General features: G+C 73.7%; 11 protein-coding genes. 8 read left to right on the forward strand and 3 right to left on the reverse strand.

What is annotated here, in order from left to right; genetic code table 11:
* Positions 1 to 29 precede the first annotated feature (29 nt).
* On the forward strand, positions 30 to 1,196 hold the full coding sequence (locus O7627_RS25095) for an RNA ligase RtcB family protein (protein ID WP_278098425.1): 1,167 nt from the start codon (positions 30 to 32) through the stop codon (positions 1,194 to 1,196).
* Between the two features lie 180 nt (positions 1,197 to 1,376).
* On the opposite strand, the gene O7627_RS25100 is transcribed toward O7627_RS25095, so the two are convergent.
* Positions 1,377 to 3,017 carry a cellulose binding domain-containing protein gene (locus O7627_RS25100; RefSeq protein WP_278095935.1) on the reverse strand — a complete coding sequence of 547 codons (1,641 nt, stop codon included), beginning with the start codon at positions 3,015 to 3,017 and terminating at the stop codon, positions 1,377 to 1,379.
* Between the two features lie 256 nt (positions 3,018 to 3,273).
* Between O7627_RS25100 and O7627_RS25105 the strand changes: the two genes are divergently transcribed.
* Positions 3,274 to 4,179 carry a class I SAM-dependent methyltransferase gene (locus tag O7627_RS25105; protein WP_278095936.1) on the forward strand — a complete coding sequence of 302 codons (906 nt, stop codon included), beginning with the start codon at positions 3,274 to 3,276 and terminating at the stop codon, positions 4,177 to 4,179.
* Between the two features lie 21 nt (positions 4,180 to 4,200).
* Here O7627_RS25105 and O7627_RS25110 read toward each other — a convergent pair whose 3' ends face one another.
* Entirely contained in the window at positions 4,201 to 5,079 is an 879-nt protein-coding gene (locus tag O7627_RS25110; protein ID WP_278095937.1) for an alpha/beta hydrolase, read from the reverse strand.
* Positions 5,080 to 5,177: 98 nt separating this feature from the next.
* Between O7627_RS25110 and O7627_RS25115 the strand changes: the two genes are divergently transcribed.
* Positions 5,178 to 8,552 (forward strand): BTAD domain-containing putative transcriptional regulator, encoded by a 3,375-nt coding sequence (locus tag O7627_RS25115; RefSeq protein WP_278095938.1) that lies wholly within the window; start codon positions 5,178 to 5,180, stop codon positions 8,550 to 8,552.
* Between the two features lie 92 nt (positions 8,553 to 8,644).
* Entirely contained in the window at positions 8,645 to 9,430 is a 786-nt protein-coding gene (locus O7627_RS25120) for a DUF6585 family protein (protein ID WP_278095939.1), read from the forward strand.
* Between the two features lie 19 nt (positions 9,431 to 9,449).
* On the opposite strand, the gene O7627_RS25125 is transcribed toward O7627_RS25120, so the two are convergent.
* Positions 9,450 to 10,412, reverse strand: coding sequence for a hypothetical protein (locus O7627_RS25125; RefSeq protein WP_278095940.1), 963 nt, complete (start codon positions 10,410 to 10,412; stop codon positions 9,450 to 9,452).
* A gap of 69 nt (positions 10,413 to 10,481) precedes the next feature.
* Between O7627_RS25125 and O7627_RS25130 the strand changes: the two genes are divergently transcribed.
* The 4 genes from O7627_RS25130 to O7627_RS25145 all read left to right on the forward strand — a co-directional run bounded on the left by O7627_RS25130 (position 10,482) and on the right by O7627_RS25145 (position 16,163).
* On the forward strand, positions 10,482 to 10,766 hold the full coding sequence (locus O7627_RS25130; protein ID WP_278095941.1) for a DUF1707 domain-containing protein: 285 nt from the start codon (positions 10,482 to 10,484) through the stop codon (positions 10,764 to 10,766).
* 179 nt (positions 10,767 to 10,945) lie between these two features.
* Complete coding sequence (locus O7627_RS25135) at positions 10,946 to 12,955, forward strand: TetM/TetW/TetO/TetS family tetracycline resistance ribosomal protection protein (protein WP_278095942.1); 2,010 nt, start codon at positions 10,946 to 10,948, stop codon at positions 12,953 to 12,955.
* A 269-nt stretch (positions 12,956 to 13,224) separates the two neighbouring features.
* Positions 13,225 to 15,054 (forward strand): carbohydrate-binding module family 20 domain-containing protein, encoded by a 1,830-nt coding sequence (locus O7627_RS25140; RefSeq protein WP_278095943.1) that lies wholly within the window; start codon positions 13,225 to 13,227, stop codon positions 15,052 to 15,054.
* A gap of 146 nt (positions 15,055 to 15,200) precedes the next feature.
* Complete coding sequence (locus tag O7627_RS25145) at positions 15,201 to 16,163, forward strand: PfkB family carbohydrate kinase (RefSeq protein ID WP_278098426.1); 963 nt, start codon at positions 15,201 to 15,203, stop codon at positions 16,161 to 16,163.

Here is a 16,163-nt window from a genome sequence, read left to right on the forward strand (position 1 = left end):
CGATCTCTCTTCCCGTAGTGGAGAACGTCTTGTCACCGCACAACTCCCCGCCTCACTCGCGGTCGGGGTCCACCCTGGCCACCGTCGCGGTCTTCGCCTCCCCCGACAGTTGGATCGAGTCCGACGCCGTCGCGCAGTGCCACCAGGTGGCCGCCCTCGACGGCATGATCCACGTAGCCGGCATGCCGGACCTGCACCCCGGCAAGGGCGCCCCGATCGGCGCCGCCATGACCGCCACCGTGCTCTACCCGTTCCTGGTCGGGTCCGACATCGGCTGTGGGATCGCCGTCTTCCCGATTCGGCTCAAGCGGGCCGTACCCGAGAAGGTCGCCGCCCGCTTTCCCGACCTGGACCGCACGCCCGACCCCGACGACCCGGCCTGGGCCGCGTTGGCTGGCGACATCCCCGCCGGGCACCGCGACGGGCTCGGCACCGTCGGGCGGGGCAACCACTTCGTCGAGCTGGCCCGGGTCGACTCCGTCCTCGACGGCGACCACGCCGACCGGCTCGCGGTGGCCGCCGGTGACCTCGTCCTGATCGTGCACAGCGGCTCCCGCGGATTGGGTGAGCGGATCCTGCGGGCACACACCGAGGTGCACGGGGCGGGCCCGGCTCCCGATCCGGCCGGCTACCTGGCCGCCCACGACGAGGCCGTCCGCTGGGGCTCGCTCAACCGGCGGCTGATGGCCGCCCGGGTCGCGCACGCGCTGGGCGCCGAGCCCACGGACCCGATCGTCGACGAGTGCCACAACCTGGTCGAGATCCGCGACGGCCGCTATCTGCACCGTAAGGGCGCGGCGCGGGGCGACGGCCGGGACGTGCTGATCGCCGGCACCCGCGGCACCCGCTCCTACCTGGTCGCCGGGCACGCCGGGCCGGACGCCAACCACTCCGTGGCACACGGGGCGGGCCGCAAGATGTCCCGCGCAGACGCGCTGCGCCGGGGCCGCGCCAAACACACCGTCGAGGAGCTACGGCGTACGCCGGTGGGGTCGATCGTGGTCTGCGGCGACCGGCAGTTGCTGTTCGAGGAGGCGCCGACGGCGTACAAGCGCATCGAGCGGGTGGTGGCGGACCTGGTCGACCACGGCCTGGCGACGCCGGTGGCCAGCACGGTGCCGCTGGTCACCTACAAGACCGCCGACCGCGGCTCCGAACCCCGCCGGGGCCGGCGTCGCGACCGGGGGCGGCCATGATGCTGTCTTCCGGTCGCCAGCCTCGGTGCTGCACCTGGTGGTTGGCCCGGCGGATCCCCCGGCTGGAGTCCGACGCGGCCCGCCCCGACCGTCGGCCCGCCTGGGGTCTGCCCGACCAGTCCGGCGGACGGGGCCCGGCGCGTGCGCACCGGGCCCCGAGGCGATCCCGGAGACGGGACGCTATCTGGCCGAACAGGTGGGCGTCATACCGCTGCCCGAGCCGGTGCCCTGGAAACCGAACTCGGTGGACTGGCCGGCACCGATGGCACCGTTGTAGCTGACGTTCGTGAACTGGACCGTGCCGGTGCTGCCGCTACGGCTGGCGTTCCAGGCGTTTGTGACGCTGGCGCCCGACGGCAGGGTCATGGTGACCGTCCAGCCGGCGACCGGTGCCGAGCCGGCAGTGACCCGGACCGTCGCGACGAACCCACCGTTCCACTGGTTGAGCGACACCGTCGCCGAGCAACCACCACCGGCCGGCGGCGGAGTGGTCGGGGGCGGGGTCGTGGGCGGCGGGGTCGTCGGCGGCGGAGTGGTCGGCGGCGGGGTCGTGGGCGGCGGAGTGGTCGGCGGCGGAGTGGTCGGGGGCGGGGTCGTGGGGGGTGGGGTGGTCGGGCCGTCGGCCAGGGTCGGGGTCTGCCAGTCGCGCCACTCGGCCAGGTTGCCCGCCTTCCGGCTGGAGATCCGGAACGTGCCGGCGGCGTTGCCCGTCTTCAGCAGGAACTTCTGGATGTGCTGCTGCAGCGGGGTACGCCATTCGGGCCGGGACGCGCAGTGACTACCGTCCTGGACGTCGGACCAGTAGGTGATGTTCTCGCCGGCACCGAGCGCCCGGTAGACCTCCGCCCCGCCGAGGGCGGCCACGCTTCCGGACCGGGAGGCGAGCCAGTCGATGTGCGGGTTCTCCATGATGAACAGCCCGCGCGGCGCGATCATCGCCACCGTCTGGTGGGTGTCCACCGGCAGCGTGCTCGGGTTGCCGGTGAAGGAGCTGAACGCGTCACCGAGCCACGGCTGCTCCCCGTACGCGCTGCTCAGCGGCTGCGCACCGGATTCGCCGGGGATGCCCCGGAAGATCGGGGCGCCGGCGCTGCCCGACTCGATCGGCATGGTGAGGGCGATCCGCTGATCGAGCGCGCCGATCACGAACGCCCCCTTGCCGTACCGGGAGCACCCCGTGACGCCGGTCGCGTCCGGCCGCAGGATGGTTCCGCCGGACTGCTCGATGACGTCGATGATCCGGCTCACCCCCCAGGCCCAGGCGGCCAGCAGGCCGGTGCTGCTGGTGGCGCCGTAGATGCTGTAGAAGGCGCCCTGCTTGTTGTTGCGGGGGGTGCCCTCGCGGCCGACCGCGAGGGGGTCGTAGTTGATGACGGCGGCCCCGGACGACCTGATGGTCGCGGTGTCCGCGCCGAAGCCGCCGAGTACGACCACCGCCGGGAACGGTCCGGAACCACTCGGCAGGCTGACGCTCGCGGAGAAGCTGGCGCTACGGCCGTTGTGCGACACGTTCACCGTGATGCTGGAGTTCGAGACCGTGCCCGTGACGCTTGCCGGCTTGGCCGGCTTGTCGCCGTAGACGTACCGCTCGGCCAGCTCCTTGGTCTCGGCCCGCCGGCACCGCCAGTCGGCCTTCGTGGTGATGCGGGTGCCGTCGATTTTCCGGAACGGATCCGGGAGCCGGGAGTTGGCCGGCAGGGAGCCGGGGTTCGGGACCGGGCAGTCGACGCCCTCGTCCTCGACCGGCGAGACGACGGCGAGTTCGGCCGCTGCCGCCGGCGCGAGGTTGCCGGCCGCGGCCGCGGTGGTGGTTCTCGTCACGGCCGTGACCGAGGCTGCGATGACGAGCGCCCCGGCCAGCGCCAGAGCGGTCGATCGCAGTGGTAGGCCACCCGGTCTGGGTCTTATGCGGACTGTCAAGGCAGGCTCCTTCGATGGGGCGACGGTGGCTCGCCGGGACCGTTCCGCCCGGACGTCAGAGGGTCCGTTTCCGGCCGTCCCGGCCGTACCTCGACGTTACGGAAAACTTTCGGTTCATTCAACAACATCAATGAAACGCATCGAAGGATGCGATCGGGTGCCACACCTTTCCGGCACGATCTACCAGAAGCCCCTTGCCTATCTGCTGGGGCTGGAGGGTGTCGCGCTGCTGCGGGCGTTCGCCGGCGAGCATGATCGCGACTTCACCGAGGCCCGGATCGCCGAGATCCGCCGGCTGCTGGCCGAGCCGGCGCTGGGCGGGGACGGCGCGGCGGCCCGCCGGGTGGACACCGTCGCTGGCTACCGCGTCTGGTCCGCGACCTACGACGAGCCGGGCAACGGGCTGTTCGGCAGCGAGGAATCCGTCGTGGCGGAGATTCTCGACCCGCTGCCGACCGGGCTGGCCCTCGACGCCGCCTGCGGCACCGGCCGGCACTCCGAGCGGCTGGCCGCCCTCGGCCACCGGGTGATCGGGGTCGACAGCTCACCCGAGATGCTCGCCCTCGCCCGTGCCCGGGTGCCGCAGGCGGACTTCCGGCCGGGCGACCTGCTCGCGCTGCCGGTCCCCGACGACCACGTCGACGTCGCCGTCTGTGCCCTGGCCCTGACCCATCTGCCCGACCTCCGGCCGGTCTTCGCCGAGTTCGCGCGGGTGCTGCGGCCCGGGGGACACCTGGTGATCACCGACGTCCACCAGGAACTGGTGTCGCTCGGCTCGGTCCCCCGGGTCCGCTCAACCGGGGGCGAACCCGGGCTGCTGCCGGCCTACCGGCATCGGGCCAGCGACTACCTCGACGCGGCCCTGCCGGTGGGACTGCGGGTACGGCGATGCGCGGAACCCCGGATCACCGCCCGGGTGGACCCCGACCGGCCGGCCCCGGAGATCGTCGTCGGACCCTGGGACGGCTGGCCCTGGTCCCTGATGGACATCGTTGCGACCGCGGTGAACGCCGCCCACGCCGACGTCCCCGCACTGATCATCTGGCACTTCCAACTCGACTGACGCCCCGGTCGGATCGCCCCGTTACCGGCCCAACAGCTCGCGGAACTCCTTCACCACCTCCCCCGGCGCCTCCTCGGCCATGAAGTGGCCGCAGGTGACCGTGCGATGTACCAGGTTGTCGGCCCACTGCCGCCACCGGCCGGCCGCGTCGAAGCCGAGCGCCGCGCCCCAGTCCTGCTGCAGCACGGTCACCGGCATGCCCAGCCGGTTGCCGGCCGCCCGGTCGGCCCGGTCGTGTTCGACGTCGACGCCGGCCGACGCCCGGTAGTCCGCGACGATCGACGGCACGGCGGCCCGCGAGGCGGCCAGGTACGCGGCCCGCACCTCGGCCGGGATCGCCGCCGGATCCCGGGTCCAGATGTCGAGGAAGTGGCCGAAGAACTCGTCCGGGCTGTTCCCGATCAGCCGCTCGGGCAGACCGGGCGGCTGGGCCATCAGGTACAGGTGGAAACCGACCGCGGCACTCACCCCGTGCATGACGTCCCACATGTCCAGGGTCGGCAGCACGTCGAGCGAGGCAAGGTGGGTGACCGCGTCCGGGTGGTCCAGGCCGGCCCGGATCGCGACCAGGGCACCCCGGTCGTGCCCGGCCAGGGCGAACCGCTGATGCCCCAGCTCCCGGGCCACGGCGACGACGTCGGCGGCCATGGTGCGCTTGGCGTACCCGGTGCCGTCGGGGTCGACCGGCTTGTCGCTGGCGCCGTAGCCGCGCAGGTCGGGACAGATCACGGTGTGGTCGGCGGCGAGGTCGGCCGCGACGTGCCGCCACATCAGGTGGGTCTGCGGGAAGCCGTGCAGCAGCACGACCGGGCTGCCCGAGCCGCCGACCGCGACGTTCAACGCCACGTCCGGCGCCACCGGCACCCGCCGGTAGTCGAAGCCGTCGATCCTGAGGTCCACGAGCGGTGTCCTTTCGTCGGAGGTCATGCGGCGAGCCTGCCGGGCGGCGATCAGCGGCTGATCAGTGCCGGATAAGTGGCCGCGACTAGATTGGGGCCATGACCAGGCAGGCGCCTCGGGTCACCTTCGGCGTACTCGGGCCGGTGCTGGCCGCCACCGACGACGGCCCGCTGCCGGTCCGGGGTGCCCGGCAACGCGCGGTGCTGGCCCGGCTGCTGATCGCCCGGGGCCGGGTGGTGCCGGTCGACCGGCTCGCCGGCGCCCTGTGGGCGGAGCCGGCGGACGGCGCGGTGGCGGCGATCCGTACCTTCGTGTCGGATCTGCGCCGGACGCTGGAGCCCGACCGGCCGCCCCGGCAGCCCGCCAAGCTCCTGGTCACCACGCCGCCCGGCTACGCGCTCCGGGCGGAACCGGACGCGGTGGACGCCTGGCGGTTCGAGGCGCTGCTGACGGGGTCGGCCGACCTGCTGGCCGCCGGGGACGCCGACCGGGCGCTGGCCCGGCTGGACGTGGCGCTCGGCTGCTGGCGCGGCCCGGCGTACGCCGAGTACGCCGACCAGGCGTGGGCGCGGGCGGAGATCGACCGGCTCGACGACCTGCGGGCGCTGGCGGTCCAGCGGCGGGCCGAGGCTCTGCTGCGGCTGGACCGGACCGCCGAGGCGGTCTCCGACCTGCGCGCCCACGCCGACGCCCACCCGCTGCGGGAGGACGCCTGGCGGCTGCTGGCCAGCGCGCTGTACCGGGCGGGCCGGCAGGGCGAGGCGCTGGCCGCGCTCCGCCAGGCCCGGCAGACCCTGGTCGACCAGCTCGGCCTGGATCCCGGCCCCGGCCTGCGGCAACTGGAGGCCGACATCCTGGCCCAGGCACCCCACCTCCTCGACCCACCCGCCCCCGCCACGCCCGCAGCCGCGCCCGCCGCACCCGCAGCCACCGGACCGGTGGCTGCCGGCCCGCCGGCATCCGCGCCGGGGCCGCCGGCCGCCGCGCCGGATGGGGTGGTTGCCGCGCCGGCGGCCACCGGTGCACCCCGGCCCGATCGGGTACGCGAGGCAGAACCGAAACCCTTCGTCGGCCGGGACGACGAGCTGGCCCGGCTGGAGTCGGCGGCGCAGGCGGCGGTGCGGCACGGCCGGCCGGTGCTGGCCCTGATCGCCGGTGATCCGGGGGTGGGCAAGACCGCGCTGGCCGAGGCCCTCACCCGACGGCTCGGGACGCGCGGCTGGAGCACGGCGTGGGGACGCAGCCCGGAACACGAGGGTGCTCCGGCCGCCCTGCCCTGGCTGCAGATCCTCGACGCCGAGGCGGCCGCCCTCGCCGGCGACGACCCGGCGGTCGCCCGGTTCCGGCTGCGGCGGGCGGTGGTGTCGCACCTGACCGCGCTGGCCGACCGGGGTCCGCTGCTGCTCGTCGTCGACGACCTGCACCGGGCCGACGATCCGACGCTGGACATCCTGGCCGCGCTGGTCACCGAGGCACGGGGGGCCGACCGCCGACCGGCGACTCCCCTGCTGCTGGTCGGCACCTACCGCGCCACCGAGACGGGTGCGGCGTTGACCGCCGCGCTGGCCCGGGTCGCCCGCACCGAACCGACCCGGGTCCACCTGGGTGGCCTCTCCGAGACCGCCACCGGCGAGCTGGCCGGCTCGATCGCCCCGGCCGTCCTGGACGCCGCGGCGGCGACCCTGATCCACCGGCGGACCGGCGGGAACCCGTTCTTCGTCCGCGAACTGGCGCGGCTGCTCGAAGCCGAGGGTGAGGCGGCGCTGCGTCAGGTGCCGGCCGGGGTACGCGACGTGATCCGGCACCGGATGGCGCGGCTGCCGGAGCCGGCCCGCGCGGTGCTGCGGCAGGCCGCCGTGATCGGGCGGGACATCGACCCCGACGTGCTGGTGGCCCTGGTGGGCGACGAGTCGACGGTGCTCGACGCCCTGGACTGCGGGCTGCGGACCGGCTTCCTCACCGAGCAGGCGCCGACCGGGCGGCCCCGCTTCACCCACCTGCTGGTCCGCGACACGCTCTACGACGATCTCTCCGCACTGCGGCGGGCCCGCTGGCACGCCGCCGTGGCCGAGGCGATCGAACGGCTACGCCCGGACGACAGCGCGGCCCTCGCCCACCACTTCGCGTACGCCGGGGACCCGGCCACCGCGGCCCGGGCGGCCCGGTACGCCCGGCTCGCCGCCGAGCAGGCCGAACGCCGCTCGGATTCCCGGCAGGCCGCCCGGCTGTGGCAGCTCGCGATCGACGCCGACGAGCGGGCCGGGGTCGGCCCGGTGGCGGACCGACTGGCGGCGATCATGGGGCTGGGCCGCGCGCTGGCGGTGACCGGGCGGCTCGCCGCGGCGCGCCGGCACCGGGCCGAGGCGGTCGCCATCGCCGGCAAGCTCGACGATCCGCTGCTGGCGGCCGACGTGATCGCCGCTTTCCAGGTGCCCGCGAACTGGCTCCGCAACGACGACGAGGAGCTGTCCCGGCAGGTCGTCGAGGCCGCCGAACGGACCCTGCCGCTACTCGGCGAGGACCAGTCGACCCGCCGCGCCAGGCTGTTGAGCACCATCGCGCTGGAGCTGCGCGGGACCACGACGGACCGGGGTCGCCGTGCGGCGGCCGAGGCCGTGGCGATCGCCCGCCGGTCGGCCGATCCGGCGCTGCTGGCGTTCGCCCTCAACGCCCGGTTCATGCACGCCGTCGAACGCACCGGCCTGGCCGACGAGCGGGCCCGGATCGGCGCCGAACTGGTCGACCTGGCCGCCCGGCACGAGCTGGTCACCTTCGAGGTGCTCGGTCAGCTGATCCTGATGCAGGCCCGGTGTGCGCGCGGCGAGCTCGCCGCCGCGGATGCCCACGCGGCGGCCGCCGACCGACTCGCCGACCGCTACGAGCTGCCGGTCGTCGGGATCTTCACCGACTGGTACGCCGCCCTGCGGTCGGCCATCGACGGCCGGCTGGCCGAGGCGGCGGCCGGCTACCGGGCGGCGTACCCGCGGCTGGCCGCCGCCGGGATGCCGGGCCTGACCGACGGGCTGCTCCCCCTCGCCCTGCTGTCCCTGCGGCTGCTCGCCGGCCAGCCACCGGACCTGCCGGCACCGGGACGGCCGGCACCGGAGCGGCCGGGTCCAGACCAGGCGGGTCCAGACCGGGCGGGGTCCGAGTGGGACTGGGGGCCGTACGAGCCGTGGGTGCGGCCGCTGCTGCTGCTGGACGCCGGGGACCGGGACGGTGCCGCCGCCGCACTGGCCGACCTGCCCGAGTCACCGCACGACCTGCTTTGGGAGGTGCGGCTCGTGCTGGCCGGGCGGGCCGCCATCGCCCTTGGCGACCGGGCCACGATGGCGTCCGTGCACGCGGATCTGCTGCCGGCCGCCGGCGAGTTGGCGGGCGCCGGCAGCGGCCTGATCACCCTGGGCCCGGTGGCCCGGTACCTGGCCGACCTCGCGGCGGCGCTGACGCCCGGGTCCCGCCCCGGGACCTGAACGGTGCGGCATCACGCAACGAGCGCGCCTGCCTCGGTGCGCATCGCCGCAGGCACCTGCTCGGCGTGGCCACTCCGCTCTAGCCTGGACGGATGCCCGACCCGCCTCAGTCGATAGTGGACGTCGCCGACCGGATCGCGTTCGGCCGGGTGGAACGCGCCTTCCGGCCGACCTACGCGAACAGTGTCATCGCGACGGTCTTCTTCCTCGGGCTGACGGTGCTGTTCGGAGTCGCCACCGCGGCCGCCACGAAACCGGTCGGGGTGCTGGTGCTCGCGGCGGTGACCGCGGCCGCGCTGCTGGCGACCGGCTGGGGGGTGGTGGACACCTGGCGGCTGCTCGGGCGCCGGTGCTACCTGTGCGAGGGCGGTCTACTGGTGGCCGAGCGGCACGCCCGGGTGACCCGGACGGTGGCCTGGACCGACATCGTCGCCATCTGGCGGTATTACCTGCAGTGGATTGCCCAGGACGGTCCGATGATGCTGTCCCGCTGCCGGCTGCGCCTCGCCGACGGCACCCGTCTCAACCTGGAGAAGCCGCCGTTGGTCGACGGCGAGGAGCTGGGCCGGCAGGTGGAGCGGCGGTCCGCGCACGCCCGGCTGCCGCAGGTGCTGGCCGAGCTGGAGTCGGCCGGCCGGGTCGCGTTCGGCCCGCTGACGCTGACCTCGGACGGAATCCGGACGGCCGGCGGCGGCCAGCTGAGCTGGTCGGACATCACCCTGGTGCAGCTGCGCCGGGTCCGCCTGCGGATCCGGACCCACGATGGCGGGCAACCCGTCTCGGTGTTGGCCCGCCGGATCCCGAACCTGCTGATCCTGCTGACCATTCTCGACGGACGCGGGCTGCCGGTGGAGATCAACGGAACCCCGCGCGGCTGAGGCCGGGACGACCCCGGGGTCAGCCGCCGAACAGGTCGCCGAGCGTACGCAGGACGTCGGCGTAGAACGTGCCGCCCACCTCCCGGAAGACCCCGAACGGCTGGCCGGGATCGCCGAAGAACGGGCGCAGGGTCCAGGCCAGCTGGGTGCCGACGAACCCGAAGAGCACGATCCAGATGTAGAGCAGACCCATGCTGGCCGGCCGGTCGGTCGCCGACTGACGGGCCGCCGCAACGTAGTGCGGGTTCATCGGCCGCGCCGGCAGGTGCAGGGGCTGGGGCGCCGCGGCCGGCGGCAGGGTCGCGGTGGCGACCGGCGCGGCCGCCGCTGCCGGGACGGCGCTGCCGACCGGAGCGGCGTCCCCGGCTGTCGCGGTGGCGTCCTCGGACGCCGCGACGGCGCCGTTGGCACCGGCGCCGTTCGCAACGGCGGCCGGGGTGGTGGGGAGCTGCTGCGCCGGGACCGGGGTCGGCGCGATGGAGCGCTGCTGGTTCAGGGTGTGCATGCCTTCCACCAGAAAGCGCAGGCCGATCACCGCGGTCAGCAGCAGGATCGCCACGTTGAGCAGCTTGTAGAACGAGTAGCTCTGCGCGGTGACCAGGAAGAAGAGGCTGACCGGCGCGAAGGCCAGGGTGAGCACGGCGGTGACGGTGATCGACACCATGATCAGCGCGACCGACTGCACCATCGACAGCCGGGCACCGAAGACCAGGTTGAACAGGTACAGCGTCGGCAGGCAGATGGCCAGCGTCGCCAGGAACAGCAGCGGCAGTTTGATCAGTGAGGAGAGGATCTGCTCCCAGCCGTACGAGGCGCCGAGCACGGCTCCGTAGAGCGCCAGGCTGATCGCCGAGCTGGCGAGCATCTGGCCGATCAGCGGACGCAGCTGTCGTTCCTCCACGATCTGTTGCCAGATGCCGGCCCGATCGCGCAGGATCCGTTCGATGACCAGCAGGCCGCTGCCGGCCGGAGGAGTCGTCACGCGGTGCACCGTACCGTTCCATCCCTTCGACGCGCTGCCCCGTGCGGAAACGGTCCTAAGGTGATTCTTGTGAACTTCCCGGAACTGCGGGCCTCGGACGACGACCGGGAAGAGGTGGTGAGCGCCCTGCAGCGGCACACCGCCGCCGGGCGGCTGAGCCTGGACGAGTACACCGAGCGGGTCGACCGGGCGCTGGCCGCCCGCACCCACGGAGAACTCGCCGCCGTCGTCGACGACCTGCCGGCCGAGCCGACGAGCGGCGGGAGCACCGAGACGCACCAGCTCGCCGTCGCCTTCCTGATCGCCATCGTCGCGCTCGTCGTGGTCGGCGGCCTGGTCCTGCTGCTCCGCTGAGCCGGTCCCACCGCTCCGGGTGCGATAACTCGGTCGTACGGCGGCCCGGGTCGTGTTTGACTCACCGCAACGGGCTGCGTCAGCCACCGACCGAGGAGACGACATGCGAGCACTCCACACCTTCATCGAACAGGGAACGTCGATGTCTTCGAGGGGTGTGGCGGTTGCCGCGGAGCACGTTGAACCTGGGAATTCTGGCGCATGTCGACGCCGGTAAGACAACTCTGACCGAACGGCTGCTCTACGCGGCCGGGGTCATCGACACCGTCGGCGCGGTCGACGCCGGCACCACCCGGACCGACACCCTGGAGCTGGAACGCCAGCGCGGGATCACGATCCGGGCCGCCGTGGTGTCGTTCGAGGTGGCCGGGGTGCCGGTCAACCTGATCGACACCCCGGGCCATCCGGACTTCATCGCCGAGGTCGAGCGGGTGCTGAGCCTGCTCGACGGCGTGGTCCTGGTGATCTCGGCGGTCGAGGGCGTCCAGCCGCAGACCCGCGTGCTGATGCGCGCGCTGCGGCGGCTGCGGGTGCCGACGCTGCTTTTCGTCAACAAGATCGACCGGCGGGGCGCGGACCCCGGTCGGGTGCTCGACGCCATCCGGGGACGGCTCACCCCCGCGATCGTCCCGATGGGCGCCGTCGAGGAGGCCGGCACCCGGCGGGCGCGGTTCAGGCCGCACCGGCTGGCCGACCCGGCCGCCCGGACCGCGCTGATCGAGGCGCTGGCCGACCGGGACGACGCGCTGCTGGCCGCGTACGTCGAGGATGAGCGGGCGGTCACGGACCGTGAGTTGCGCGCCGGGCTTGCCGCGCAGACCCGGCGGTCGCTGACGCACCCGGTGTTCCTCGGGTCCGCGATCACCGGGGAGGGGGTGGCGGCGTTGCGGGCCGGTCTGGTGGAGCTGCTGCCCGCCCCGGTCGGCGACGAGCGGGCCCCGGCCGCCGGCCGGGTGTTCAAGATCGACCGTGGACCGGCCGGCGAGAAGATCGCCTACGTGCGGATGTTCGCCGGCACGGTGCGGGCGCGGGAACGGCTGCCCGTCCGGACCGCCGACGGCGGCACCGGGGTGGCGAAGGCCACCGCGATCAGCGTCTCGGCCGGCGGCACCTGGGTCGGGCGGTCCGCGCTGGTCGCCGGTGAGATCGGCCGGCTGTGGGGGCTGGCCGGAGCGCGCATCGGCGACACCATCGGCCAGCCGCCGGTGACCGACGTCGAGCACCGGTTCGCGCCGCCGACCCTCGAAACGGTGGTGAGCACGGTCCGGCCGGCCGACGAGGGCGCCCTGCGCGCCGCGCTGGCCCAGCTCGCCGAGGAGGATCCGCTGATCAACGTACGGGCGGACGACTCCGGCCGGGAGGTCTCGGTCTCGCTCTACGGCGAGGTGCAGATGGAGGTCATCCAGGCGACGTTGGCGACCGAGTTCGGCATCGACGTCACGTTCCGCGAGACGACGGTGATCTGTGTGGAGCGCCCGGTCCGCCGCGGCGAGGCGGTCGAGCCGCTGCACGCCGACGGCAACCCGTTCCGGGCCGGGATCGGGCTGCGGGTCGAACCCGGCCCGCCCGGCTCGGGGATCGAGTTCCGGCTGCGGGTCGGACCCCAGACGATCCCGATGTACGTGTACCGCAACGCGGACGGGTTCGCCGACCACATGGCCGGGTACGTGCGCCGGGCGCTGGCCGAGGGCCGGTTCGGCTGGCGGGTCACCGACTGCGTGGTGACGATGATCGCCAGTGAGTACAGCGTCCCGGACGGGCCGCCGTCGCGGCGCGGTCCGCTCAGTACGCCCGCCGACTTTCGCGATCTGACCCCGCTGGTGCTGATGGCGGCGCTGGAGCGGGCCTCGACGGTGGTCTGCGAGCCCGTTCTGCGGGTGGGGCTGGAGGTCCCGGTCCGGACGATCAGCGGGGTGCTGACCGCCCTCGGCCGCCTCGGCGCCGCGGTCCGCGAGCAGACGGTGCGGGGCGAGCTGACCTCGATCGAGGCGGCCGTGCCGGCGGCGCGGATGCGGGAACTCCACCGCCGCCTACCCGGCCTGACCGCCGGCGAGGGGGTGCTGGAGACGGCGTTCGACGGGTACCGGCCGGTCCACGGCCCGGTGCCGACCCGGCCACGGACCACGGCCGATCCGCGGCACCGACAGCTCTACCTGCTCTCCCTGACCCGGCAGGGTGCCCGCACCTGAAGTGGATCTATGAAAGTTCACCGCTGGCCGGCGCTCCCGAACTGCGCTCTGACCTGCGCGGTTGCCAAGATCCGGAGGGCTGGTCGGGAATCTTCTGCAAGCCGGACCGCAGCATTTCGGCCCCTAAGCTGACAAACAGCCTCGGAGTCGCTCTCTTTACCGTCTCGCAACACGGTGATAGCTTCCCGGCAACTTCTGCAAGAACTTGCAGACCGGGTCGCCCCCGCCTCGGACCCGGCTGCCCCGCCCCCGCACCGGGAGGTGCCCCCATGCTCGCCCGCCCCACCACCCCGCACACCGTCCCCCGCGCCCTGCTCGCCGCCGTCGCGGTCGCCGTCCTCGCCGCCGGCCTGCTGGTCGCCGGGCAGGTCCGCCACAACGAACCGGCCGCCGCCAGCCCGGCCACCCCCGGCAGCTCCGACGTCATCGTCCACCTCTTCCAGTGGCCCTGGGCCTCCGTCGCCAACGAGTGCACCACCGTGCTCGGCCCGAAGGGCTTCGGCGGCGTACAGGTCTCGCCGCCGCAGGAACACGTGGTGCTGCCCGGCCGCGGCCACCCCTGGTGGCAGGACTACCAGCCCGTCAGCTACCAACTCGTCTCCCGGCGCGGCGACCGCGCGGCGTTCGCCAGCATGGTGCGGACCTGCCACGACGCCGGGGTGAAGGTCTTCGTCGACGTGATCGTCAACCACATGGCCGGCGGCGCCTCCACCGGCGCCGGCACCGCCGGCTCCAGCTACAGCCAGTACACCTACCCGGCCGTCCCGTACGGCCCGAACGACTTCCACTACTGCGGCCGCAACGGCAACAACGACATCGTCAACTGGGGTGACCGCTGGGAGATCCAGAACTGCGAGCTGGTCGACCTGTCGGACCTCAAGACCGAATCGCCGTACGTCCGGGGAAAGCTCACCGGCTACCTCAACGACCTGGTCTCCCTCGGGGTCGACGGGTTCCGGGTGGACGCCGCCAAGCACCTGCCCGCGGCCGACCTCGCCGCCATCCTGGGCGGCGTCGCCGGCAACCCGTACGTCTATCACGAGGTGATCGAGGGCGGCGCCGGCGAACCGACGCCCGAGGAGTACGTCGGCACCGGCGACGTCACCGAGTTCCGCTACGGCGACCGGGTCAGTGCCGCCTTCCGGGACGGCAACCTCGCCGGACTCGGCAACCTCGCCGGACAGCTGCGGCTGGGCTCCGGCGACGCGGTCGCCTTCATCGACAACCACGACACCCAGCGCAACGGCCGCAACGTGCTGACCTACCGCAACGGCATCCCGTACGCGCTGGCCGAGGCGTTCATGATCGCCCACCCGTACGGCGTGCCGCAGGTGATGTCCAGCTTCACCTTCAGCGACCACGACCAGGGGCCGCCCGCCACCTCGAACGGCACCACCACGGCGGTCAGCTGCGGGAACGGCTGGCAGTGCGAGCACCGCTGGCGGACCACCGCCAACATGGTGGGGCTGCGCAACGCCGCCGCCGGAGCCGGCCTCACCAACTGGTGGAGCAACGGTTCCAACCAGATCGCCTTCGGCCGCGGCAGCGCCGCGTACGCCGCCTTCAACCGGGGTGGCGGCGCGCTGACCCGGACCTTCCAGACCAGCCTGCCGGCCGGCACCTACTGCGACGTGATGAGCGGCGACTTCGCCGGCGGCAGCTGCACCGGAACCTCGTACCAGGTCAACGGCGCGGGGCAGGTGACCGCGACGGTGCCGGCCAACGGCGCGCTGGCGCTGCACGTCGACGCCCGGACCACCGGCACCCCCGGCCCGACCCCGACCCCGACCGGCGGCGGCTGCTCGACGGTGGCCACCAGCTTCGCGGTGAACGCCAGCACGGTCTGGGGGGAGAACATCCACGTCGTCGGCAACGTGGCCGCGCTGGGCAACTGGAACCCGGCCAACTCGGTGCCGCTGGACCCGGCGACGTACCCGGTCTGGCGGGGCACGGTCAGCCTGCCGGCCGGCACCTCCGTGCAGTACAAGTACATCAAGCGCAACGGCTCCCAGGTGAGCTGGGAGAGCGACCCGAACCGGACCCGCACCACGGCGGCGGCCGCGCCCTGCGCGGCCAGCTGGTCCGACTCCTGGCGCTGACCTGAGATCCGGCGGGACCCGTCCCCATCCGGGGCCGGGTCCCGCCGGCCGCATGACGAGCCCGAGACGGGGAACCAGGACGCATGGACTCCGCAGCGATCGACCGGTCGTCCGGCGTGCCCCCGGCCAGCATCGGCGGGGAGGTGATGGTCTTCGCGCCCGCGCCGCAGCTCACCGTGACGCTGGACCGGCCGGACCGGGAAACCGAGATCCACCTGCACCCCGGTGGGCAGGGCGTCTGGCAGGCCCGGATGATCACCTGCCTGGGTACCCCGGTGGTGCTCTGCACCAGCCTCGGCGGGGAGATCGGTCAGGTCCTCGAACCGTTGATGGCCAGCGAGGGAGTGACCCTCAAGGTGGTCCGCCGGGACTCCAGCAACGGTGGGTACGTGCACGACCGCCGGGGCGGCAGCCGCACCGAGATCGCCGACGTGCCCGGTCACCCGCTGAACCGCCACGAACTGGACGAGCTCTACAACCTCGCCCTCGGCGAAGGGCTCAATGCCCGGGTCTGCGTACTCAGCGGGCCCGGCGATCCGTCCCTGGTCCCGCCGGACATCTACCGGCGGCTCGCCGCCGACCTCGGGCGCAACGGCGCCATGGTGGTGGCGGACCTCTCCGGCGCGCACCTGGACGCGGTGCTCGCCAGCGGCCTGACCTTCCTCAAGGTCTCGCACGAGGAGTTGATTCGGGACGGCCGGGCCACCGACGACAACGACGAGACCCTGCTCGGCATCCTCTACGACCTGCACAACTCCGGTGCCGAGTCGGTGGTGGTGAGCCGGGCCGAGGCCGCCGCGCTGGCGCTCATCGACGGCGAGGTGTTCGAGGTCGACATGCCGCAACTGCAGGCCGCGGACACCCGGGGGGCCGGCGACTCGATGACCGCCGGGGTGGCCGCGGTGCTGGCCGGCGGTGGGGACGGCCGGCTCGCCATCCGCACCGGCGCGGCGGCCGGCGCCCTCAACGTCACCCGGCACGGGCTCGGCACCGGCCGCCCGGATGCGATCGCCGGCCTGGTGGACCGGGTCCGGCTGGCGCCGGTCGGCACCCACCGGCAGGACCGGACGACCCCGGACGAGCTGGCGGGCAGGACAATAACCTCATGA

This window comes from Solwaraspora sp. WMMD1047 (genome assembly GCF_029626155.1).
In the GTDB taxonomy this organism is placed as follows: Bacteria; Actinomycetota; Actinomycetes; order Mycobacteriales; family Micromonosporaceae; genus WMMD1047.